This is a genomic window from Caenimonas sp. SL110 (genome assembly GCF_001044395.1).
GTDB lineage: Bacteria > Pseudomonadota > Gammaproteobacteria > Burkholderiales > Burkholderiaceae_C > Ramlibacter.
This window is the reverse complement of sequence record NZ_JANU01000007.1, coordinates 153,082-175,163: the sequence shown is the minus strand read 5'-3', so window position 1 is coordinate 175,163 and position 22,082 is coordinate 153,082. Positions and strand designations below refer to the sequence as shown.

Genomic DNA, 22,082 nt, shown 5'->3' with positions numbered 1-22,082 from the left:
TGCCTACTTGCTGTGGGCCTTGCGCACAGCCGGCCTGATGTTCTCGCGCCTGGCAGGCAGGACTGACGCGTTTTCGCGTGGCGCATTCAGCACGATGGATGTCGAGGTCTCGGCCAGCACGCAAAACTTGCTCAGCACGCCATCGAGATGGGCCACGTCGATCACCGCAATCTGCAGCATCCAGCTGTCTTCGCCGGTGAGATTCCAGGCGTTCACCACCTCGGGCGTTTGCTCCACCAGCTTCAGCACACGCGAATACTCCGCGCGCCCGATCCGCACCATCGCCTGTATGCCGTAACCCAGCCTCTGGTAGTCCACCACCGCGCGGTATCCCTTGATCACGCCGTTGAGTTCGAGCTTGCGCACGCGCTCGGTGACCGCCGGTTGGCTCAGGTGAACGCGCCTGCCGAGTTCGGCCATGCTGATGCGTGCATCCTTCTGAAGCTCGGCAAGGATGCGGCCGTCATGGACATCGATTTCTGAAACTTCGGCAGTCATCAACATTTCCCTTCAAAAACAAGGCCAGATAACAAACAGACCTTGAATCATGCATGGAAGACCGCCGAGCGTAAAACTACCATGGGTGCATGAACCCAGCAGCAACAACGGCGCGATCGATCGCCGTCCGCCCTTCACTCCTCGTACCAGCCCTGCTCGCGTGCTACCTCATCTGGGGCTCCACCTACCTGGCGATCCGCTATGCGCTGGAGAGCTTCCCGCCGTTCTTCCAGATGGGAACGCGATTCCTCACGGCGGGCTCGCTGCTGATGGCGTGGCTTGCCTGGCGCGGCCGGTCGTCAGGCAAAGCACTGGTCTTTCCCACGCGAATGCAATGGCGCAATGCCCTGGTCATCGGGGCGCTGATGCTTGGCGGCGGCATGGGCCTTTGCGCCACAGCCGAGCAGACCATCGGCTCCGGGCTTATCGCCGCCTTCATTGCCGTGACCCCGATGTGGGTCTGCGCCTTTGGCCTTGCCCTGGGCAAACGGCCGAGCCGGCTGGAGTTCGCAGGCATGACAGTGGGCGTTGCGGGCGTCGCGCTGCTGGTGAGCGGCGCAAGTTTCTCGGCGTCACCGCTGGGAATCGCGAGCATCGTCGGCGCCACGCTCGCATGGGCGCTGGGCTCGGTGCTGTCGATCGACAAGCTGCAGCTCGCGCCGGGACCGATGGGCTTTGCGAGCGAAATGTTGTGTGGCGGCGCGGTGTTGATGATGATTTCTCTTGCGTTGGGTGAGCAGCCGCAATGGCCCGCAACGCGCCATGCAGCTCTGGCGTGGGTCTATCTCGTGGTCTTCGGCTCGCTCATTGCGTTCAGCGCGTACATGTATTTGCTGGCCAATACGTCGGCCGCAGTCGCCAGCAGCTACGCGTTTGTGAACCCCGTGATCGCACTCTTTCTGGGTGTCGTTGTTGCCAGCGAAGCGGTCACCGGCGGCGAATGGATTGCGTGCGGCGTGATCCTAGCGGGCGTTTTCCTGATCTTCAGAGGGAAAACAGCGTCGAACGCGAAGTAAAAAAAACGACATGCCCCAATGAAAAAAGCCATTTTTCGCTTGGAAACGCGTTTTTTCTCCAGTAGCATCCGCAGTGCCAAGCGAGGAACGCTGGTTTCCATTGGCAGGTCAATCAACTTCTAGAAGGAAATAATCATGGCAACTGCGAAAAAAGCTGCGAAGAAAGCTCCCGCGAAGACTGCAGCAAAGAAGGCCGCTCCGGCCAAGAAGGCGGCACCTGCAAAGAAGGCCGCTCCGGCGAAAAAGGCAGCTCCTGCAAAGAAGGCTGCACCGGCGAAGAAGGCAGCTCCTGCAAAGAAGGCTGCACCCGCCAAGAAGGCAGCTCCTGCAAAGAAGGCAGCTCCCGCCAAGAAGCGCACTCCCAATGCAGCCTTCATGAAGGCACTCACACCCAGCGCGCAACTCGCCGCTGTCGTGGGTTCGGCACCGCTGCCGCGCACTGAAGTGGTCAGCAAGCTGTGGGCCTACATCAAGAAGAACAAGCTGCAGGATTCGGTCAACAAGCGCATGGTCAACGCCGATGCCAAGCTGAAGGAAATCTTCGGCAAGGCACAGGTCTCCATGTTCGAGATGGCTGGCCTGATCGGCAAGCACGTGAAGTAAATTCACGAGCATCCATCGCGCAAGTTCGCGATACTCCAAAGGCCGGTGACCCCGGCCTTTTTCGTTTCCGCACACCTTGCGAACCCACCGCCCGATACCCATGGACTCCATCGAAACACTCGCCCGAAAAACCGCTCCTGCCGCTGACTTCTGGTCTGTGCGCGCCGTCAGTGAAACCAGTGAGCGCATCAGTGTGCGTTCCGATGTGCCAGAGCCACCCAGCCGGCAGCGCGACGCGGGCGTGATGGTGTCGGTGATCAGGCAAGGCGGCATGGGTTACGCGGCCACCAGCGATGTCTCTGAAGCGGGCCTGCGCAGCGCCTTTGCAAGAGCTGGCGAACTCGCACTGGCCACGGCGAAGCACAGCGTTTTCGACTACCGCAAGGTCGACATGCCAGCGCCCGTCGGCAACTACCAGTCGCCCAACGCCAAGCCGGTGAATGCCGCCACGCTAGGCGACAAATTCGACTTGGTGCGCCATGTCTGCGCCAGCGCAAAGATCGACGACGCCATCGTCGATCGCATGGCGTCGCTGTGGACGACGCATACCGAGCAACTGCTCATCACCTCTGGCGGAGCCCGGGTGGAGCAGAGCTGGGACTTCGTCGTCCCCAACATCCTGGTCGTCGCATCGGCCAACGGCGACACGCAGGCACGATCGGCTGCCGGCCAGTACAACGGGTTCTGCCAGCAGGGCGGCTTCGAAGTGCTGGACCGCGCGGGGTTTGCTGATGACGGGCCCCGCGTGGCGCGTGAAGCGCTGGAACTCGTTCATGCAGCCAATTGCCCGACCGGTGACATGGACCTCCTGGTCATGCCCGACCAGATGATGCTGCAGATCCACGAGAGCATCGGCCATCCGCTGGAGCTCGACCGTATCCTGGGCGATGAGCGCAATTTCGCCGGCACCAGCTTCGTCACGCTCGACATGTTCGGGCACTACCGCTACGGCAGCGACCTGCTCAACGTGAGCTTCGCGCCCGACGTCACCGCCCAGTTCGCATCGTTTGCATACGACGACGACGGCGCGCCTGCGCAGCGCCAGTGGATCATTCGCCACGGCATCCTGCAGCGGCCGCTGGGCGGCACCGTCTCGCAGGCTCGTGCGCGCGAACTCGGCAGCAGCGTCGCCGGTGTTTCCACCGCACGCGCCTGCAGCTGGAATCGCGCGCCCATCGACCGCATGAGCAACCTCAACGTCGAAGCAGGCGACTCCACGCTCGCCGACATGATCGCCAGCATCGACCACGGCGTGATGATGCACACCAATGCGTCATGGAGCATCGACGACTCCCGCAACAAGTTCCAGTTCGGCTGCGAATACGGCCAGATGATTCGCGGCGGCAAACTCGCCGAAGTCGTCAAGCGGCCGAGCTATCGCGGCATTTCGGCAGGCTTCTGGCGCTCGCTGGCGATGGTGGGTGACGCAAGCACATTCAAGGTCATGGGCACACCGTACTGCGGCAAAGGCGAACCCAACCAGGTCGTTCGCGTAGGTCATGCGGCGCCGGCCTGCAAGTTCACTAACGTGGCGGTTTTCGGAGGGGCGCAGTGATGCAGGATTACTTCGAAAAGATCGCGTCCGCCGTGTGCACCGATGTCGTGGGCGCGGACCGCGTGAGCCTTCACTACGCCGCAGAAACCACCGACTTCATCCGCTTCAATCACGCCCTGGTGCGGCAGGTCACGCACGTCGACCAGCGCAGTGCGACGGTGTCGGTGGTCGCCGGATTGCGCCGTTCGAGTGGCACGGTCACGCTCAGCGGCAATGTCGCCACAGACGTCCGCGCCCTGCTCGAAGAGAGAGCGGCCCTCATCGCGCAGCTACCCCTGGTGCCCGAAGACAAGTACCTGATGCTGCCGGACACCGTGACCTCCACCGACCGGGTGTCCACAGCTCAACTGCCCACTGCAGAACAGGTGATCGAGGCCGTTGCCGATCACGCAAGCGGAACCGATCTGGTCGGCTTCTACGCGGGCGGCCCCATCGTGCGCGCCTTCGCCGACAGCCGGGGCCAGCGCAACTGGCACAGCGTCGCGAGCTTCAACTTTGAATGGTGCCTCTACCGTTCGGGCGACCAGGCAGTGAAGTCGTCGTATGCGGGCACGAGCTGGGACGCCGCTGAGTTCGCCCGCAAGATGGCAAGCGCCCGCGAGCAGGTCGCGCTGCTGGAGCGGCCGCAAATCACGCTGGCTCCGGGCGAGTACCGCGTGTATCTGTCACCGGTCGCCATGGCCGACCTGCTCGGCACCCTGGGATGGGACGGGTTCGGTGTGAAGGCGCTCAAGACGGGCGTCAACACGTTGGGGCTGGTTCATCGCGGCGACAAGCTGCTGCATCCGTCGATCGCGATCAGCGAAGCCACCAGCACCGGGATTGCGCCCTGTTTCCAGCAGGACGGCTTCGTCAAGCCCGGCGAGGTCGCTCTCGTGGACCAGGGTCGCACAGTCGGTACCCTGAACTCGGCCCGAAGCGCCAGCGAATACGCCCTGCCTGCCAATGGCGCGAATGCCTACGAGTCACCCGAGTCGCTCGCCCTGGCCGCAGGCACTTTGGCCCCGGCCGACATCCTGCGCACGCTGGGCACCGGCATCTACCTGAGCAACCTTCACTACCTGAACTACAGCGACCGCCAGGCCTGCCGCATGACCGGCATGACGCGCTTTGCCTGCTTCTGGGTGGAAAACGGTGAGCTCGTCGCGCCGATCGCGGTGATGCGATTCGACGACTCGTTCCTGCGCATGTTCGGCGAAGGCCTGGTCGCACTCACTCACGAGCGCGAGCTGGTGCCAGACAGCGGCACCTACATGGCGCGCGCGCTGGGCAGCGTGACGACGCCCGGCGCGATCGTGCAGGGATTCCGATTTACCCTTTGATCGGCTGATCCTGCTGATCCCGTTGGCGCTTCAACGCGCCTTCGGTGATCGCCGACAGCGGCCCGCGAGTCGTGATGACCTCTGGGTCGAGCATGATCTCGATCAGCGTGCCCTGCTTGCGTTCGAGCGCTGCGACCAGCTCGGGCTCGAACTCCTCGGTGCGCGACACCTTGACGCCTGCGTAGCCATACGCGCGAGCCAGCGCGGCGAAATCCGGATTGTTCAGGTGCGTGCCGCTCACATGCTCGGGATAGTCGCGCTCCTGGTGCATGCGGATCGTGCCGTACATGCCGTTGTTCAGCAGCACGATGATGGTCTTGGCGCCGTATTGCACGGCAGTCGCCAGCTCCTGTCCGTTCATCAGGAAGTCGCCATCGCCCGCCATCGTGAGCACCGTGCGCCCGCTCACGATATTGGCCGCGATGCCCGCCGGCACGCCATAACCCATCGCGCCGACGGTCGGTGCGAGCTGCGTCTTGTGCCCCTTCACCAGGCCGTGATGCTTGAAGAATCGATGCACCCAGCTCGCAAAGTTTCCCGCGCCGTTGGTGTGAACCGCGTCTTCGGGCAGATGCTTTGCCAGCAGCCCCACGATGGCCGGCATGTCGATCGTGCCGGGCAACTTCTGCGGGACCAGGTTGGCTTCGTAGTCCGCATGAACCGCCTCGGTCCAGGCTGTCCACGGCAGCTCGGGTGGCGCGGTCAACACTTCCAGTGACCTTGCAGCCGCATTCATCGTTGCGTTGATCGCGAGATCCGCCTGGTAGACCCGGTTGAGCTCTTCCGGGTCGGCATGGATATGGATCAGCTTTTGCACCGGCCTGGGTGCGCGAAGCAAGGTGTAGCCGCTGGTCGTCATCTCGCCCAGCCTCGGCCCGATCGCCAGGATCAGGTCGCTCTCGCGCACACGCGCTGCGAGCCTCGGATTGATGCCGATACCCACATCACCCGCATACAACTCGTGATGGTTGTCGAACGTGTCCTGGAAGCGAAACGCATTGCCTACCGGCAGCTTCCAGTTTTCGGCAAAACGCTGCAGGGCCTGCGCTGACTGCGGGGTCCATCCGCCACCGCCGGCGATGACCATCGGCTTCGTGGCCTTCAGCAGCATCTCGCGCACTTCGCGCACGGCTCCGGGGTCGCTCCAGGCCTGCACCGCCTCGACACGCGCCGTGGGCCGCGCCTCGGTCATCTTGACCAGCATGTCTTCCGGCAGCACCAGCACCACAGGCCCCGGCCTTCCGTTCATCGCCGTGGCGAATGCGCGCGCGATGTATTCGGGAATGCGATCGGGCTCATCGATGCGCTCGACCCGCTTGGCCATGCCCTTGGTGCTCGGCCCGAAGAAGCTCGTGTACTCGACCTCCTGGAACGCTTCGCGATCGCGCTGGTCGCTGGCCACGTCGCCCACGAAGAGCACCATCGGCGACGAATCCTGGAACGCGGTGTGGACACCGATGGAAGCATTGGTTGCGCCCGGCCCGCGGGTAACGAAGCAGACGCCCGGACGCCCGGTCATCTTGCCGTGCGCCTCGGCCATGTAGGCCGCACCGCCCTCTTGCCGGTTGATGATGACGCGGATGTCGCCCCGATAGGCATGGAAGCCATCGAGCACGGCGAGGTAGCTTTCACCGGGCACGCCAAAGACGTGCTCCACGCCCTGCGCCACCAGGCATTCGACAATCAGGTGTCCCGCGATCTGTGCCATGTCTTGCTTGTCCCCAGGTGATCGGCGCTGGTTTGGCGCCTTGACTTTATTAACGACTTGGTGAATTATCAACCCATGACCCGAGCACTCGCCCCAGTCACCGAAGAGCGGCTGCGCGATGCAGACCGCTCGCAGGCCACCATCTTAGCGGCGGCTCGCGATGAATTTGCAGAGAGCGGCCTGGGCGGCGCGCGCATGGATCGCATCGCGGAACGCGCAGGCCTGAACAAGCGCCTCATCTACTACTACTTCCAGGACAAGGAAAAGCTGTTCCAGGCTGTGCTGGAACAGGCCTACGTTGATATCCGCGAAAAAGAACGCGGCCTCAAGCTCACGGCCATGCCGCCTGCCGAGGCTGTTCGGCGCCTGGTGGAGTTCACCTGGAACTACTACCTGGACCACCCGGAGTTCATCACGCTGCTCAACAGCGCCAATTTGCATCGCGCACGGCATCTGGAAGATTCCGAACGGGTGCGAGAGATGAATTCGCCGCTGATCGCCACGCTGGGTGAAGTGCTGGAGCGCGGACGCAAGGACGGCTCGTTTCGCGGCGGGGTCGATCCGGTGCAGCTGTATGTGTCGATTGCTGCGCTGTCGTATTTCTATCTCTCGAACAACCACACGCTCTCGGCCATCTTCGGCCGCGACCTGATGGCGCCCAAGGCGCGCAATGAGCGGCTTGCGCACATGTGCGATGTGATTTTGGGGTACGTGCTGCGCGATTAGCCGCATCGGTGCTTGAGCATGCGCCGTTGCCGCTGCGCGGTGGATGCCGGATCAAGTCCGGCATGACAGCCTCTATGGACTGTCATTGCGGGCTCGACCCGCAATCCATGACTTCAGCGACGCCAGGTAGGCCCACCGCCACAACCACAGGTTCTCCCCAACTTGCCATTCAAAAAATCACGCCCTACAATTCACCGCCTAGTGAATTAACCATCGAATATTCCAGGAGACATCCCCATGAAGCTCACCCGTCGCCTTGCCATTGCCGCAGCCGCCGCACTCACAGTCGCAACCCCGTTCGCCGCCCAGGCGCAAGCGGGCTATCCCAACAAGCCGATCCGCGTGATCGTGCCTTTCGCAGCAGGCAGCACCACCGACATCATTGCGCGCGCCATCGCCGACAAGATGGGCCAGAGCATGGGACAGACGCTCATCATCGACAACCGCGGCGGCGCTAGCGGCACCATCGGCCAGGCGACAGTCGCCACGGCAGCGCCCGACGGCTACACCATCATGGTTCACTCGTCGTCGCACACGGTGAGCCCGCACACGTTTGCCAAGCTGCCCTTCGACACCGAGAAAGACTTCGTCGGCATCACGCCGATCTCGTCCACGCCGAACGTGCTGGTGATCTCGCCGGCCAAAAACATCAAGACGCTGCCGCAGCTTTTGGCCGCCGCACGCGCCAAGCCGGGTAGCCTGAACTTCGCATCCGCCGGCCAGGGCAGCGCCACGCACCTGAACGCAGAGAAGTTCAAGCACGCCGCGAAGATCGAAGCGACCAACATCCCCTTCAAGGGTTCGGCCGAAGCCGTGACCGAAGTGATGTCGGGCCGCGTTGACTATTACTTCTCGCCCATCGCGCCGGTGATCGGCCAGATCCGCAATGGCCAGCTGCTCGCACTTGCGGTCGGCTCTCCCAAGCGCGCCAGCGCCCTGCCCGACGTGCCCACCACGTCTGAAGCTGGCGTACCCGGCTCCGAGTTCAACTTCTGGATCGGCATGATGGCGCCGGCCAAGACACCGCGCGACATCGTCAACCGCCTGCAGGAAGAAGTCGTGAAGGCGCTCAACACGCCTGAAGTCAAGGAGCGTTTCGCCACCCTGGGCGCCGATGCCTGGACGCTCAAGCCCGAGCAGTTCGATGCCTACATCGCCGGCGAAATCAAGACCAATGCCGCACTGGTGAAAGCCGCCGGCCTCGACGTGCAGAAGAACTGAAGGACCTGACGAATGGCTACGCAAAGACTCGGCCTCATCATGCACGGCGTCACCGGACGCATGGGCATGAACCAGCACCTGATCCGCTCCATCGTCGCGATCCGCGACCAGGGCGGCGTGCAGCTGTCCAACGGTGACCGGGTCATGCCCGACCCGATCCTGATCGGACGCAACGCGGACAAGATGCAGGCGCTCGCCAAGGCCTGGAAGATCGAGCGTTGGGGCACCGTCCTGGACAAGGCGCTGGAGAACACAGCCGACACGGTGTTCTTCGATGCAGGCACGACGCAGATGCGCCCCACCCTGCTGGCCAAGGCCATCCGTGCGGGCAAGCATGTGTACTGCGAAAAGCCCATCGCCACCAACCTCAACGAAGCCGTTGAAATCGCGCGACTCGCTCAGGAATCGGGCCTCAAGCACGGCGCGGTGCAGGACAAACTGTTCCTGCCCGGGCTTCGCAAGCTGGACATGCTCAGGCGCGCGGGCTTCTTCGGAAAGATGCTGTCGGTACGGCTGGAGTTCGGCTACTGGGTTTTTGAAGGCGACCTGCAACCCATACAGCGCCCGAGCTGGAACTACCGCACCGAAGACGGCGGCGGGATGATCCTGGACATGATGTGCCACTGGCGCTATGTGCTGGACAACCTGTTTGGCGAAGTGAAGTCCATCAGCTGCATCGGCGCGACGCATATTCCGCAGCGTTGGGACGAAGCCGGCAAGCCGTACCAGGCCACGGCCGACGACGCTGCCTACGCCACCGCAGAACTCATCGGCCACAACGGCGAGCCCGTCATCGCGCAGATGAACATGTCGTGGGCCACGCGTGTGCGCCGCGATGATCTGGTCACCTTCCATGTCGACGGCACGCATGGCTCGGCTGTTGCAGGCCTGCAGGAGTGCCGCGCACAGAGCCGCGTGACCACGCCGCGCCCGGTGTGGAACCCGGACGTGAAGCAGACGATGAACTTCTTCGACCAGTGGCAGGAAGTGCCCGACTCGCAGTTCTACGACAACGGCTTCAAGATCCAGTGGGAACACTTCATCCGCCACGTGGTGGAAGACGAGCCGTACCGCTGGACGTTGCCTGAGGGCGCGAAGGGTGTGCAGCTGGTGGAGGCCGCGCTGCAGTCGTGGAAAGAACGGCGCTGGGTGGATGTACCCAAGCTCGAGGTCTGAACAAGCGCAGTCTGGATTGCGGGTCTAGCCCGCAATGACAGTGAAGGCTGTCATGCCGGGCCTGATCCGGCATCCATCTTCGATCAAACGCCGCCGGGCTTGCGGCGCGACCGCAATGAAAGCCAAGAAGGACACAACATGCCCCTTTCACTCCAGCTCCCCGCATCAAACAGGGACCTGACCACGTACACGCTCAAGGGCACCGAGCCGGTCAAGCCCGCCAGGGGCATCAGGTTCAACCGCATCGCCTACTCGGCCGCCCACGTCGTTGCCGACCCGCTCGCCGCCATCGACCCCTGGCTGCAGTGCGCCGTCGATTGGGACGCGACCATCGCCTATCGCCAGCACCTGTGGTCGCTCGGCCTGGGTGTCGCAGAGGCGATGGACACCGCGCAACGAGGCATGGGCCTGGACTGGCCGACGTCGCTCGAATTGATCCGCCGTTCGCTGGACGCAGCGCGTGATGTACCCGGCGCCCTCGTCGCATCAGGTTGCGGAACGGACCATCTCATTCTCGATGACGTCACGACTGTCGACCAGGTCATCGCCGGCTATGAAGAACAGATGGCTGCCATCGAAAAGCTGGGCGGCAAGCTGATCGTGATGGCCAGTCGCGCGCTCGCCCGCGTTGCAAAGAGCCCTGCCGATTACGAACGTGTTTATGACCGCATCCTGTCGCAGGCCAAACAGCCCGTCGTGCTGCACTGGCTGGGCCAGATGTTCGATCCTGCCCTCGCCGGCTACTGGGGAACCAGCGACGTCGATGCGGCGATGGACACTGCACTTGGCATCATTGCCGCGCATCCGGACAAGGTCGATGGCATCAAGATTTCTCTCCTGGACAAGGACAAGGAAATCGCCATGCGCCGACGGTTGCCTGCGGGTGTTCGCATGTACACCGGCGACGACTTCAACTATGCGGAACTGATCGCAGGTGACGGCTTTGGCGACGAGCCCACGCACGGCCAAAGCGATGCGCTGCTGGGGATCTTCGATGCGATTGCGCCTGCTGCGAGTGCGGCGCTGGGCGAACTCGCGCAAGGCAACGTCGACAGGTTCCACGCAATCCTCGGGCCGACCGTGCCGCTGTCACGTCACATCTTTGCAGCGCCGACCCGCTTCTACAAGACCGGCGTGGTGTTCATGGCCTGGCTCAATGGTCATCAATCGCATTTCACGATGGTGGGTGGCCAGCAGAGCACCAGATCGCTGCAGCACTTCGCCGAGTTGTTCCGGCTGGCCGATGCTGCGAATTTGCTGGAGCAGCCGGAGTTGGCGGTGCGGCGGATGAAGACGCTGCTGGCGATGCACGGCGTGCAATGAGAGCGCAAGCGCCGTCGCCGCTTCGCGGTGGATTGCGGGTCGAGCCCGCAATGACAACCGGGCTGTCATGCCGGACTTGATCCCGAGCCGCTCTGACACTCAAGGCTGTCATGCCGGACTTGATCCGGCATCCACCGCGCAGCGGCAACGGCGGTCGAAGACATGGATTGCGGGGCAAGCCCGCAATGACAACCTGAAGAGATAGAAATGCGCGATTTCACACAAGACCACCGCTGGCTCTCCATCAACACCGCCACCGTCCGCAAGAGCCGGGGCGTCGAAGTGCCGCTGACCGACATCATCCAAGCCTGCGCGGCGCGCGGCATCCGCGCGATATCGCCCTGGCGCGACCAGGTTGCTGCAACGGGCCTGGCCCAGGTGTCAAAACTCGTGAAACAACACGGCCTCGAACTGTCGGGCTACTGCCGAGGCGGCATGTTCCCGGCAGTCGGTGCAGACGCATTGAAGGCAGCTCGCGACGACAACCGCCGCGCGGTCGATGAAGCACGCGAACTGAATGCGAAGTGCCTGGTGCTGGTCGTCGGCGGCCTGCCCGGCGCGTTGGCCGGCAAAGCACTGCACAAGGACATCGCACTCTCACGCTCGCAGGTCAGCGATGGCATCGCCGATCTGCTGGACTACGCAAAGACGGCGAACATGCCGCTGGCCATCGAACCCCTGCATCCCATGTATGCAGCCGACCGCGCCTGCATCAACACCCTGGAGCAAGCGCTCGATATCTGCGACGCGCTCGACCCCGGCAAGACCGGCGCACTCGGTGTTGCCGTCGATGTCTATCACGTCTGGTGGGACCCCAAACTCAAGCAGCAGATCGAACGCGCGGGCAGCCAGCGCTTGATGGCATTGCATGTGTGCGACTGGCTGACCCCCACCACCGACCTGCTCAATGATCGCGGGATGATGGGCGACGGCGTCATCGACATACCGCTCATACGCGGCTGGGTCGAAGCGCAGGGGTTTGACGGCTACAGCGAAGTCGAGATTTTTTCCGCAAGCAACTGGTGGCAACTCGACTGCGGCGAAGTGCTCGACACCTGCATCACCAGACACAGGTCGAGGGTCTGAGGAACAAAAGCGCAGCCGGGGTTACACAGTCTTCAATCAACGGCTCGCTTCGGGCTGGCAACAAGGAAGACTTCGTGCGAGCAGATGCATACAACCCCGCCACTCAATCCACACGCCTGATCAGCGGCGAGCCTGAACCTCCGCACGGCGGCCCTTTTGTCACGGACCACGCACCTGCGCCCGTACTGCTGACCCTGTTCCATTACCTGGACGCCGATAGTCTGCGCACGATTGCCGGCGATGCGCCGCTGTCGGGCGGCATGCGCCATGTCCCTGCCTTGCGTGCGCTTTCAAGCGCGGTCATGGCCGAGCAGCTTGCAACTCGCGAATTTGATGCGGCTGTATGCCTGAAGGAATCCGACCCCCAGAACACCAGAGCCTTTGAAAATCCGCGCCTCGTTCGCGCTTACGAGCAGGTGGTCCTGCAAAGAAACGGTCTACATCCCAGGGTCGAGTCCGCTTTGGTGAACGGGCTCTCATTCCTGACCAAGGCGGCCGCCATCGGGGTGACGGCAAAAGCGGTGAACGACGCGCCGCAGACCCCGACGTCGGAATGGATCGTCCTGAGTGGATTGATCCCACTTGCAATTGCAGCCAACCTGGCCGCACGCCGCCACCATCGGCTTGCCGTCGAAGGCGAACAAAGGGACATGAGCCATGCTGTCTCGCTTGAACTCGATCGGCTCGGCTCGCAAGTGAGCCACGCGCAAGAGGCGGTCCATGTCGCGCTGCGCCAGTTCGATATCGCGGGCGCGCAGGAGTCATCGATAACGATTCACGTCACCGACGAAGACCCCCTCCTCACCCCGCAGAGCTGAGGACGTTCTGCAATCCGGTACGCGAAGAAGTCACTGCCGTGGGCGCAGTCGCTGTCTTCGTCGCGGCCGACCCGAACTCGATCTCGCCTGACAGCTGGCCGCCCTCTTCGATCACGATCGTGCCGTAGCGCACCTTGCCGGTCACCTTGCCGGTCGAATAGATCACCAGCTTCTGGCGCGCATTGAGCACGCCTTCGAAGTGCCCGCGGATCTCGGCAATGTCGATATCGGCCGAGCCCTTGAACGAGCCGCGTTCTGAAATCTGGATCACGCGCGAATCCATCGTCGCTTCAACCGAGCCTTCGACCACGAGTGTGTCGCAGTCGGTGATCTCGACCCCCTTGAGCTTGATATTCGGCCCGACGGTCAGCTTGCTCTCGCCCTCTTTGACCGGCGCGCTGTTGGCAGCGGGCGTTGTCGGTGCGGCTGCTGCGGTAGACACTGCCCCTGCGACAGCTGCTGCATTCGGATTCACGGCACCCTGGCGGGGGTTGTACGGTTCGTTTTCGCGCTTGTTGAAAAACGGGGATTGCAGGGCCATGGGTACTTCCTCTGAGTGGCGTTGTAAGAGGTCCCCATCGTACGGATGACTGGGCTTACAAGTTCACGCGTTCACGCAAGTTCGGTAACCAAAAACCGTTGGGTCTTGCATACCCATCGGGCGTTGCAAGCGACTTAATCCGCCTCGCCTGCACCACATGTGGCTCGTCAGTAAGCGACGGTGTAGCGCGAACCGCGATAGCGCAACACGGCTGTCTTGTTTTTGATCTCGTCAAGCACCACGCCGGCCGCGATCTCGTTGCCTTCGTTGTAGACCTGCCCGTTGACGATCAGCATGCGCTGCGCCTTGTTGGTGGAGTAGACGCCGCCATTGATCGCGAGCTTGGGCGCATCGGCTGGAAGGCCAGAGGCCGGTGGTGTGGTTGCAGCCGCAATCGCTGCAGTGCCGGCGCGGGCACCCGGCATCGGCGTGGCCGGCGACATCTGCGGCGCCGCTGGTATGTTCATTTCGGTACCCGACACATTGATAGAGGGCAAGGCACCTGGCGTCTGCGCGATCGCCGCAGGTGCCACCGGTGGGGCGTTGGGTTGCGGTTCGGCCGGCAGGGCCTCCATCGCCGAGCCGACACGCGGTCCTGAGCGTGGGATGCGAGGCGCGCGCGGGTCTTCACCCGCCGCCGGCCACCTCGGCGGCATCGCCGCTGCAAGCTGTCCCACGGTCGGCGGGGGCGAGGCACTGGGCGGCGGCTGGATCGCGTTGCCAACCACTGGCGCAGCTTCAAGGCTCTGCACAGGCGGCAGGGACTGCACCTTGGCCTGGGGAGGCATCGCAGCGGGGGACTCCATCGGCGCGCCGGGCGAAGCCGCCAGACCTGGACGGGGACGCATGTGCGCAGGCACGGCAGCCGCCGATTCGCCGCTATCGAATTTCTTGTCATCGCCACCGCGAAAAACGAACCAGCCTGCTGCAGCGAGCACGATGAATCCAGCCAGCGCAACAGCGATGTGCAAGGGGCGCAAACGGGCTTGCGCGTTGCCAGAGCTTTCCGAGCCTCGCAAGGGTTGGGCATGAATGCCACGCACCGGGTCGCGCGCGCGCTGTGCATCGGCCTTGCGAAGGGCATCGAGGATGTATGACATGGATTTCTACGGCTTGTTGGCGCTGTTGGAGTCGGTGCGAAGGCGCGGCTCATCGATGCCGGCTGCGCGATTGATCTGCATGAAGGTCATGGGGCCGGGCCAGCCATCTGCCGGCAGGCCCTGCGCAAGCTGGAAAGAACGCAGGCGCGCCCGCAGTGGTGCATCGAGTGCCTGCGGCCCCGACGGCGGTGGTGCGCCCTCGATGGCCGCGAGCCTGGCAGCCGTCCAGTCGATCGCCGGTCCCTTGGTTTCTTCCTTGCCGGTGTAGCCGGGCGGTGCACGCCACAGCGTCGCGAAGTCACCTTGCCAGCGCGAGGCCAGCGCCGCGATCGTCACGGTCTGCTCGGTGCCGCCCGCGCTGAGCGTGGCGCTGTCTCGCGTGAGCGCTGTGAGGACCGCATAGGTCGGCTTGCCTGTGGCCGCATCGAGCGTCACCACACCAGGGCGACCCAGCTCGCGGATGACCGCCAGGTTGAGCGTGCGGCTGAAGCACTGCACACCTTGCAGTGGCGCTGCCCTGCAAACGCCCGCCTCGCCCGGCTCGATCTTCCAGGACCTGGCCAGATCAACGAATGCCTTTTCCGGGTCGCCGTACAAGGTGGGCGACGAGCTGGATGCGACCGCAGCGGCGGTCGCGGGCGAAGGCGATGCGGCGGCGGATGTGGCGGCGGATGTGGCGGCGGATGTGGCGGATGTGGGCAAGGCTGCCGCCGCAACGGCAGGACTAACTGCAGCCTTGGGCGCAGCCACTGGCGCAACGGCAGCCACCTGCGGCGCCGGTGCACGTTGACCCATCAGCTGGTTGATCAACGCGAAGAGCGCCGCCCCAGCGACAACGCCCAATGCCAGCATCAGGGCTGGAGACAGCCGCCGACCCGAGCCCGCAATGGGCACCGGCTTGTCAAAAACTTCCGCCGCCGCCTTGTCCACCGTCGCCCGGTCGACCGCGCCCTGCGTGTTGGCGAATGCACCCAGCAATGCGCGATCGCACAGCAGGTTGATGCGACGCGGCACGCCACGCGCCAGCTGGTGAATGCGCGCAATGGCTTTTTTCTCGAACGGCATGGGCCGCTCCAGCCCGCCCACTTCAAGCCGGTGGCGAATGTACTGCTCGGTCTCCTGCGGCGTCAGCGCGTCCAGGTGATAGCGCGCGATCACGCGTTGCGCGAGTTGCTCCAGCTCGGGCCGCGCCAGCATCGTGCGCAATTCGGGCTGGCCGATCAGCACGATCTGCAGCAGCTTGCGTTCTCGGGTTTCCAGGTTGGTCAGCAGGCGCAGCTGCTCCAGCACCTCGGCCGACAGGTTCTGCGCCTCATCGATGATGAGCACGTTGTTGCGGCCCGCAGCATGGCTTTCCAGCAGGAAGGCATTGAGCGGATCGAGATAGTCCTTGACCGTCGGCGGACCATCGCCTCGCTGCGGCTCTTGCACCGGAATGTGGAATTCTTCGCAGACCGATTGCAGCAACTCCAGCACCGTCAGCTTGGGATTGAAGATATAGGCGACGTTGCAATCGGGCGGAATCTGCTCCAGGAAGAGGCGGCACACCGTGGTCTTGCCGGTGCCGATCTCGCCGGACAGCAGCACGAAGCCGCCCCCACCGCCCAGCCCGTACAGCAGGTGCGCCAACGCCTCGCGGTGGCGCTCGCTCATGAAGAGGTAGCGGGGGTCTGGCGCGATCGAAAACGGCTCGTGCTTCAGACCGAAATAGGCGGCGTACATGGCGGCAAGGATACCTTGCGGTGAAACCGGGTCGTCGGGCCGAGGCACCCCAGGGCTGTCGTCCGAATTCATGGATGCCGGATCAGGTCCGGCATGACGTCCTCACGATAGAACCTCAAGGCGTCAGGGCAACCGTGCGCCTGACCTTGCGCACATTGAACGCGCTCGTGATGAGCACTGCCTGCATGAACACCAGTCCCAGCCAGACACCACGGTACTGCTGGTGATCCATCAGCGCGCCGAAGAATAGCGGCGCCAGCGCCTGGCCGATATCCAGGCCCGAATAGACGATGCCGTAAACCCGCCCGGTGGCGTTCTCGGGTGTGGAGCGCTTGACCAGCAGGTCACGCGACGGGCCGGCCAGGCCACTGGCAAAGCCCATCGCACCAAACAGCGCAGGTACTGCCATCGCGGGCACCGGTCCGAGCGCAATCCACAAAGCGATCAACGCTGCAGCGCCAAAGCCCATGCCCACCACGCGCTCGCACCGCGCCGGGTCGGACGCAAGAAAGCCGCCGACAACCATGCCGCCCGCGCTCAGCACCATGTAAACCGTGAGGCACATCGCCGCCAGCGTCAAAGGCACGCCATGCAGAAAATGAGCCGCCGTGGGCGCAAACGCCTGTATCGCGCTCAGGACAACCGCATAGAAGAAAAAGAAGCTGAAGCACATCCACACGGCGGGGATTCGCAGGAAGTCGAAGTTGCCCTCACCGGTTGCGGCGGGCGCGGGGCCCTTGCCCTGCGCCGCCACCTCCGCCTTGCGCGCGGCCGCCAGCGGCAGGTCAAGCTTGCTGCGGTTGAGCCACAGAACGCCAAGAACCACGAACGCCAGCGTGCCCGCCGTCATCAACGCGGCCTGCCATGAAACGGCGATGGCAATGGGCACCATCACCGCGGGCGCGAGCGCCCAGCCCAGGCTGCCCGTGATGCCGTGAAAGCTGTACGCGTGTCCCAACCGGGCGGGGCTGATCTTGCGATTGAGCAGCGTGTAATCCACTGGATGGAAGACGCCGTTGCCGATGCCCGCGACCACCGAGAAGCACGCCATCGTCCAGTAGCTGGGACTCATCGCAAAGCCGAACGCCGCCACGCCCAGCAGGCTGAGACCGGCAAAGAGAATCGGACGCGGGCCGTACTTGTCGACCAGGAAACCCGACGCTGCCTGCACCCCGCACGACACGACGAAAAAGATCGTCATCAGGAAGCCAAGCTCGGTGTAGCTCGCGTTGAAGGCGTCCTTGAGCCAGGGGAACAGCGGCGCCAGCAAGAGCTGCGAGAAGTGGCTGATCATGTGCGCCAGCCCGACAAGGCCGATGACGCCCGCGTCCTGTCTCAGGGGCACGGGCGGCAAGGCGCCGGTCGAATCGGTCGTCGCGCTCAGGGTACTCATGGCGTGGATCGTAGCGGCGCACGATCTTTCTGAAATGCGACAGAACGACAGCTTTCAGCGAAAATCGGCCAATGCCCGCCCAAGCCAGAACCCGCGCTTCGACACACATCGCTGCCGTCGGCGACACTGACGCCTACGAACCAGATCGCCAGCGGCCGGTACGGGTGCGAGCCCGGTCAATGGCCGCCGACACGCACTTCGAGCCTCACAGCCATGCGTGGTCGCAACTGGCCTACTGCGCAAGCGGGATCGTGCAGGTCACCGCCCACAACCAGGGCCCGCGCGGCGAAGAGATCACCTATCTCGTGCCACCGTCGCGAGCCGTGTGGATCGCACCGGGCGCGAGGCACGCGGTGCATGTGATTGAAGACGCCCAGTTCCGAACGCTCTACATCGACGCGTCCGTCACGCCAGCGGGCTGGACCGGCTGCCGGGTGATCGTTGTATCGCCGCTGCTGCGCGAGCTGGTCCAGGCGCTCGATGACACCGCCGATGCGAAACTGCCTCGCACCCGCGAAGAGCGCCTTGCCGGCCTCGTGCTCGACGAAATCGCGCGCGCCGACATCCAGGCGCTCGGCGTGCCGATGCCATCTGAGCAGTCCGGCGACAAGCGATTGCGCGCGCTGTGCGAGGCGGTGATGCAGTCGCCGTCCGAACGCGCGACGCTTGCGCAATGGGCCCGCGAAGTCGGTGCGAGCGAACGAACGATGGCAAGGCTGTTTCGCGACGAACTGGGCACGACATACCAGCAGTGGCGCCAGCAAGCCACGCTCGCCAACGCCCTGCCCCTGCTCGCGCGCGGGATGCCGGTCTCGCACGTGGCAGCCGTGAGCGGCTATGCGAGCGACAGCGCATTCACCGCGATGTTCAAATCCGCAATGGGCGCATCGCCGCGCCAGTTCCAGCCCGGCCGCGACCCACGCTGACGCTTACGACCACAGCGCAGTCATGGCACGGACAAAGTCGGCTCGCAGCGCGCGCATGTCCAGCTCGATGCGGCGTCCCGCGACGTAAGTTTCAAGCATCGCCGCGTCGGGGCTGGAGAACACGGCTGCGTCCAGCAAGTGGGATTGCGGGATGCCTGCCAGCGAGGGCGCATCGCCATCCACGACCATGAAGTCCGCGCGCTCGCCGACGGCAAGCCCGCCGACTCGCAGGCCGCAGGCCGCGCTGCCGCCATGGAGCGCGCCCTGGAACAGCGCCCCCGCAGAGCTTTCGCTCAGCGCCGCGCTGGCAGCCACATTGCGCTTGCGCAGGTGAAAGCGCTGCGAATACTCCAGCAGGCGCAGCTCTTCCTGCCAGCTGCGTGTGACGTGGCTGTCGGAGCCTATCGACCAGTTGCCGCTGTGCCCCATCCACGCCGGCAGGTCGAACACGCCATCGCCCAGGTTGCCTTCGGTGCTGGGGCAGATCACGATCGATGCGTGTCTGTCGCGAATGGCGTTGAGTTCAGTGCTCGTGGCCTGCGTGGCATGCACAAGGTTCCAGCGCTCATCGACATTGACTTGCGACAGCAGCCATTCGACGGGCCGCACGCCATGCTCGACGATGCAGTCCTCGACTTCGCGGCGCTGCTCGGCGATATGGATGTGAATGGGCATGACCGGTGAAGCACCGGCAGCCAGTTCGCGCAGCGCGCCCTCGCCCACCGCTCGCAACGAATGGATCGCAACACCTGCATTGACCCGTGCGCCATGCGTCTCTTGGGATGCAATCCGGCCCGCTATGTTCAGGATCGAATCCGGGGTGGACGCGAAACGTCGCTGGTCTTCGCGCAGGCCCGCGGCTGCGAAGCCCTGGCGCATGTAGAGCGTGGGCAGCAACGTGAGCCCGATGCCGACACGCCTGGCGGCGCGCACGAGGCCCAGCGAAAGCTCCACCGGGTCGGCATAGGCCTTGCCGTCCACATCGTTGTGCAGGTAGTGAAACTCGCAGACCTGCGTGTAGCCCGCGCGTAGCAACTCGGCGTAGAGGAAGGCGGCGATTGATTCAAGTTGCCCGGGCGTGACGCGCAAGGCCGCGCCGTACATGCGCTCGCGCCAGCTCCAGAAGTCGTCATCGGCCGATGTGCTTCGCTCGGTCAGGCCCGCGATGGCGCGCTGGAAAGCGTGGCTGTGTCCGTTGACCAGGCCCGGCAGGACAGGGCCGGCGAGCGTCGTTACGCCCTGCTGCTGATCGGGCGGCGCATCGGGCACGATTCGCAACCACGATCCATCAGCGCCCGCGACCAGCAGCACGTTGCTGCGCCAGCCGCCGTTGATCCAGGCAGCCGGAGCGAGGAAGCGCTGCTCACCGGGCATGGAGCTTTGCAGCGGCCTGGACCGCAGCTCGCATCATGTCGCCCAGCACCGGTTGCACCGATTGGGCGAGCGCTTCGTCATAGTCATACGGCGCCGTCTCGCTCATGTAGAGGTTCTGGCACATCTCCAGCTGCACCGCATGCACATGCGCGGCCGGATTGCCGTAGTGACGCGTGATGTAGCCGCCCTTGAATCGGCCGTTGACGATGTGGCTCACATTCACATGGCGCGACGCCGCGCTGGCCACAGCCGTCGTGATGGACGCATCTGCGCTCGCGCCATTTGCGGTGCCGATGTTCAGGCCCGGCAGCACGCCCTCGAAGAGCCAGGGAATGGCCGAGCGGATGCTGTGTGCATCCCACAGCAGTGCGTAGCCATGCTCGGCCTTCAGGCGATCCAGTTCGCCCTGCAGCGCGTCGTGATACGGGCGCCAGTACGCATCGCGCCTGCGCTGGCGCTCTTGCGGCGATGGCTCACGGCCCGCCGCGTACAGCGGATCGCCTGTGAAAAATCGCGTCGGGCACAGCTCGGTATTCGATGCGCCGGGATACATGGGCGCGTCGTCGGGCGGGCGATTGAGGTCGATCACATAACGCGAATAACGCGGCCGCAACACGCTCGCGCCCATCGCTTCAAGATGATCGTAAAGCCGCGCCAGATGCCAGTCCGTGTCTTCGACATCCAGGGCGCGCGGCAGGTAGTCGGCGCGAAGGTCATCGGGTATTTCGGTGCCGATGTGCGGCATGCTCACCAGCAAAGGCGCGCGTCCCCGGTCGAGGGTGAAAGTCGTGTGTTGATTCATTGCAGGTTGCCGTCGATCACGGTTGCGCGACGGGGATTGAGCCCCATCGGATAGACAAGCTGTGCAGGGCTGCGCACATCCCAAAGCACGAAATCCGCTCGCATGCCTTGTGCCAGCGCACCCCGATCTGCGAGACCCAGCGCGAGCGCCGCATGGCGCGTGACACCGGCCCAGGCTTCCTCGGGCGTCAGTCGAAAAAGCGTGCACGCCATGTTGAGCATCAGCAAAATCGAGGTGCAGGGCGAACTGCCAGGATTGCAATCGGTCGATATCGCCATGGGCACGCCGTGCTCGCGAAGCATGGCGACCGGCGGCAGCTTTGTCTCGCGCAGGAAATAGAAAGCGCCGGGCAAGAGCACGGCGACCGTGCCTGCCTGTGCCATGGCTTTCGCGCCCTCCTCGCCCAGCCACTCCAGGTGGTCGCAGCTGAGCGCGCCAAAGCGGGCCGCCAGCTGCGCGCCGCCGCTGTCACTCAGTTGCTCGGCGTGCAGCTTGACCGGCAACCCCAGCGCCTTCGCTGCGGTAAACACACGCTCGGTCTGCGCCGTGCTGAAAGCGATCCGCTCGCAGAAGGCATCGACCGCATCGACGAGGCCTTCTTCATGCAGCGCGGGCAGCATCTGCAGCACCGCGTCGATGTACTCGTCCGCGCGGCCGGTGAACTCGGGCGGCAGTGCATGCGCGCCAAGAAAGGTCGTGCGAACCGCTATCCCCGCCTGCGCCCCAAGCCGGCGCGCGACACGCAGGCATTTGCGCTCGTGCTCCAGCGACAGGCCATAGCCGGATTTGATCTCCAGCGTGGTCACGCCTTCAGCCATCAGTGCGTTCAAACGCGGCAGGCTTTGTGCGAACAGGTCGTCTTCGCTGGCGGCGCGCGTGGCTTGCACCGTCGATGCGATGCCGCCGCCTGCGCGCGCGATCTCTTCATAGCTCGCGCCGTTCAAGCGCAGCTCGAACTCGTTTGCACGATCACCGCCGTAGACCAGGTGCGTGTGACAGTCGATGAGCCCCGGCGTGATGAGCGCGCCACCGCAGTCGTGCTGCTCACTGGCCTGCTCGCTCCAGAACGGCGCGAGCGCTGCCCGGTCGCCGACCCACGCAATGCGCCCGCCCTGCACAACAAGCGCAGCGTCGTCGATAAGGCCGTAAGGCGTCGCTGCCTCCGGCTGCAT

The 22,082-nt window shown here is 64.2% G+C and carries 20 protein-coding genes; 11 read left to right on the top strand and 9 right to left on the bottom strand.

Features of this window, described 5'->3' with window-relative positions; all coding sequences use genetic code 11:
* Positions 1–3: 3 nt before the first annotated feature.
* Positions 4–498 carry an Lrp/AsnC family transcriptional regulator gene (locus AQ12_RS05630; protein ID WP_152682683.1) on the bottom strand — a complete coding sequence of 165 codons (495 nt, stop codon included), beginning with the start codon at positions 496–498 and terminating at the stop codon, positions 4–6.
* Between the two features lie 89 nt (positions 499–587).
* Here AQ12_RS05630 and yedA point away from each other — a divergent pair, with 89 nt between their 5' ends.
* The 4 genes from yedA to AQ12_RS05610 all read left to right on the top strand — a co-directional run bounded on the left by yedA (position 588) and on the right by AQ12_RS05610 (position 4,994).
* Positions 588–1,514: a drug/metabolite exporter YedA gene (gene yedA, locus AQ12_RS05625; RefSeq protein ID WP_048438888.1), complete on the top strand. Its 927-nt coding sequence runs from the start codon at positions 588–590 to the stop codon at positions 1,512–1,514.
* Positions 1,515–1,649: 135 nt separating this feature from the next.
* Positions 1,650–2,117, top strand: coding sequence for an SWIB/MDM2 domain-containing protein (locus AQ12_RS05620; protein ID WP_048438887.1), 468 nt, complete (start codon positions 1,650–1,652; stop codon positions 2,115–2,117).
* Positions 2,118–2,217: 100 nt separating this feature from the next.
* Positions 2,218–3,672, top strand: a complete 1,455-nt coding sequence (locus tag AQ12_RS05615) for a TldD/PmbA family protein (protein ID WP_048438886.1) — start codon at positions 2,218–2,220, stop codon at positions 3,670–3,672.
* Positions 3,672–4,994, top strand: coding sequence for a metallopeptidase TldD-related protein (locus AQ12_RS05610; RefSeq protein WP_048438885.1), 1,323 nt, complete (start codon positions 3,672–3,674; stop codon positions 4,992–4,994). The genes AQ12_RS05615 and AQ12_RS05610 overlap by 1 nt, the downstream gene beginning before the upstream one ends.
* Here AQ12_RS05610 and AQ12_RS05605 read toward each other — a convergent pair.
* Positions 4,984–6,702, bottom strand: a complete 1,719-nt coding sequence (locus AQ12_RS05605; RefSeq protein ID WP_048438884.1) for a thiamine pyrophosphate-binding protein — start codon at positions 6,700–6,702, stop codon at positions 4,984–4,986. The two genes, AQ12_RS05610 and AQ12_RS05605, sit on opposite strands and share 11 nt — an antisense overlap.
* Positions 6,703–6,777: 75 nt before the next feature.
* Here AQ12_RS05605 and AQ12_RS05600 point away from each other — a divergent pair, with 75 nt between their 5' ends.
* From AQ12_RS05600 to AQ12_RS05575, 6 genes are all read left to right on the top strand, one after another.
* Positions 6,778–7,428, top strand: coding sequence for a TetR/AcrR family transcriptional regulator (locus tag AQ12_RS05600; protein WP_048438883.1), 651 nt, complete (start codon positions 6,778–6,780; stop codon positions 7,426–7,428).
* A 237-nt stretch (positions 7,429–7,665) separates the two neighbouring features.
* The gene (locus tag AQ12_RS05595) at positions 7,666–8,649 is read left to right on the top strand and encodes a tripartite tricarboxylate transporter substrate binding protein (protein ID WP_048438882.1); all 984 of its coding nucleotides are present in this window, start codon (positions 7,666–7,668) and stop codon (positions 8,647–8,649) included.
* A 12-nt stretch (positions 8,650–8,661) separates the two neighbouring features.
* Positions 8,662–9,825 (top strand): Gfo/Idh/MocA family protein, encoded by a 1,164-nt coding sequence (locus tag AQ12_RS05590; protein ID WP_048438881.1) that lies wholly within the window; start codon positions 8,662–8,664, stop codon positions 9,823–9,825.
* Positions 9,826–9,963: 138 nt separating this feature from the next.
* A complete protein-coding gene (locus tag AQ12_RS05585; protein ID WP_048438907.1) occupies positions 9,964–11,148 on the top strand; it encodes a dihydrodipicolinate synthase family protein in 1,185 nt (394 codons plus the stop codon).
* A 207-nt stretch (positions 11,149–11,355) separates the two neighbouring features.
* The gene (locus tag AQ12_RS05580; RefSeq protein WP_048438880.1) at positions 11,356–12,234 is read left to right on the top strand and encodes a sugar phosphate isomerase/epimerase; all 879 of its coding nucleotides are present in this window, start codon (positions 11,356–11,358) and stop codon (positions 12,232–12,234) included.
* 74 nt (positions 12,235–12,308) lie between these two features.
* Positions 12,309–13,052, top strand: coding sequence for a hypothetical protein (locus tag AQ12_RS05575; RefSeq protein ID WP_048438879.1), 744 nt, complete (start codon positions 12,309–12,311; stop codon positions 13,050–13,052).
* On the opposite strand, the gene AQ12_RS05570 is transcribed toward AQ12_RS05575, so the two are convergent.
* The 4 genes from AQ12_RS05570 to AQ12_RS05555 form a co-directional block, all read right to left on the bottom strand.
* A complete protein-coding gene (locus AQ12_RS05570; protein WP_048438878.1) occupies positions 13,036–13,593 on the bottom strand; it encodes a polymer-forming cytoskeletal protein in 558 nt (185 codons plus the stop codon). The genes AQ12_RS05575 and AQ12_RS05570 overlap by 17 nt on opposite strands.
* Positions 13,594–13,760: 167 nt before the next feature.
* Entirely contained in the window at positions 13,761–14,693 is a 933-nt protein-coding gene (locus AQ12_RS05565; protein WP_048438877.1) for a general secretion pathway protein GspB, read from the bottom strand.
* A gap of 6 nt (positions 14,694–14,699) precedes the next feature.
* Positions 14,700–16,487 (bottom strand): AAA family ATPase, encoded by a 1,788-nt coding sequence (locus AQ12_RS05560; protein ID WP_369798970.1) that lies wholly within the window; start codon positions 16,485–16,487, stop codon positions 14,700–14,702.
* 43 nt (positions 16,488–16,530) lie between these two features.
* Entirely contained in the window at positions 16,531–17,808 is a 1,278-nt protein-coding gene (locus AQ12_RS05555; RefSeq protein WP_048438875.1) for an MFS transporter, read from the bottom strand.
* A gap of 71 nt (positions 17,809–17,879) precedes the next feature.
* Here AQ12_RS05555 and AQ12_RS05550 point away from each other — a divergent pair, with 71 nt between their 5' ends.
* Positions 17,880–18,734, top strand: coding sequence for a helix-turn-helix domain-containing protein (locus AQ12_RS05550; protein ID WP_048438874.1), 855 nt, complete (start codon positions 17,880–17,882; stop codon positions 18,732–18,734).
* A 3-nt stretch (positions 18,735–18,737) separates the two neighbouring features.
* Here AQ12_RS05550 and AQ12_RS05545 read toward each other — a convergent pair whose 3' ends face one another.
* From AQ12_RS05545 to hutI, 3 genes are read right to left on the bottom strand one after another with little or no spacing between them, the layout of a single operon-like run.
* Positions 18,738–20,108, bottom strand: a complete 1,371-nt coding sequence (locus tag AQ12_RS05545; protein ID WP_048438873.1) for a formimidoylglutamate deiminase — start codon at positions 20,106–20,108, stop codon at positions 18,738–18,740.
* A complete protein-coding gene (gene hutG / locus AQ12_RS05540) occupies positions 20,098–20,910 on the bottom strand; it encodes an N-formylglutamate deformylase (protein WP_048438872.1) in 813 nt (270 codons plus the stop codon). Before hutG ends, AQ12_RS05545 begins: the two co-directional genes overlap by 11 nt.
* Positions 20,907–22,082, bottom strand: a complete 1,176-nt coding sequence (gene hutI / locus AQ12_RS05535) for an imidazolonepropionase (protein ID WP_238587660.1) — start codon at positions 22,080–22,082, stop codon at positions 20,907–20,909. Before hutI ends, hutG begins: the two co-directional genes overlap by 4 nt.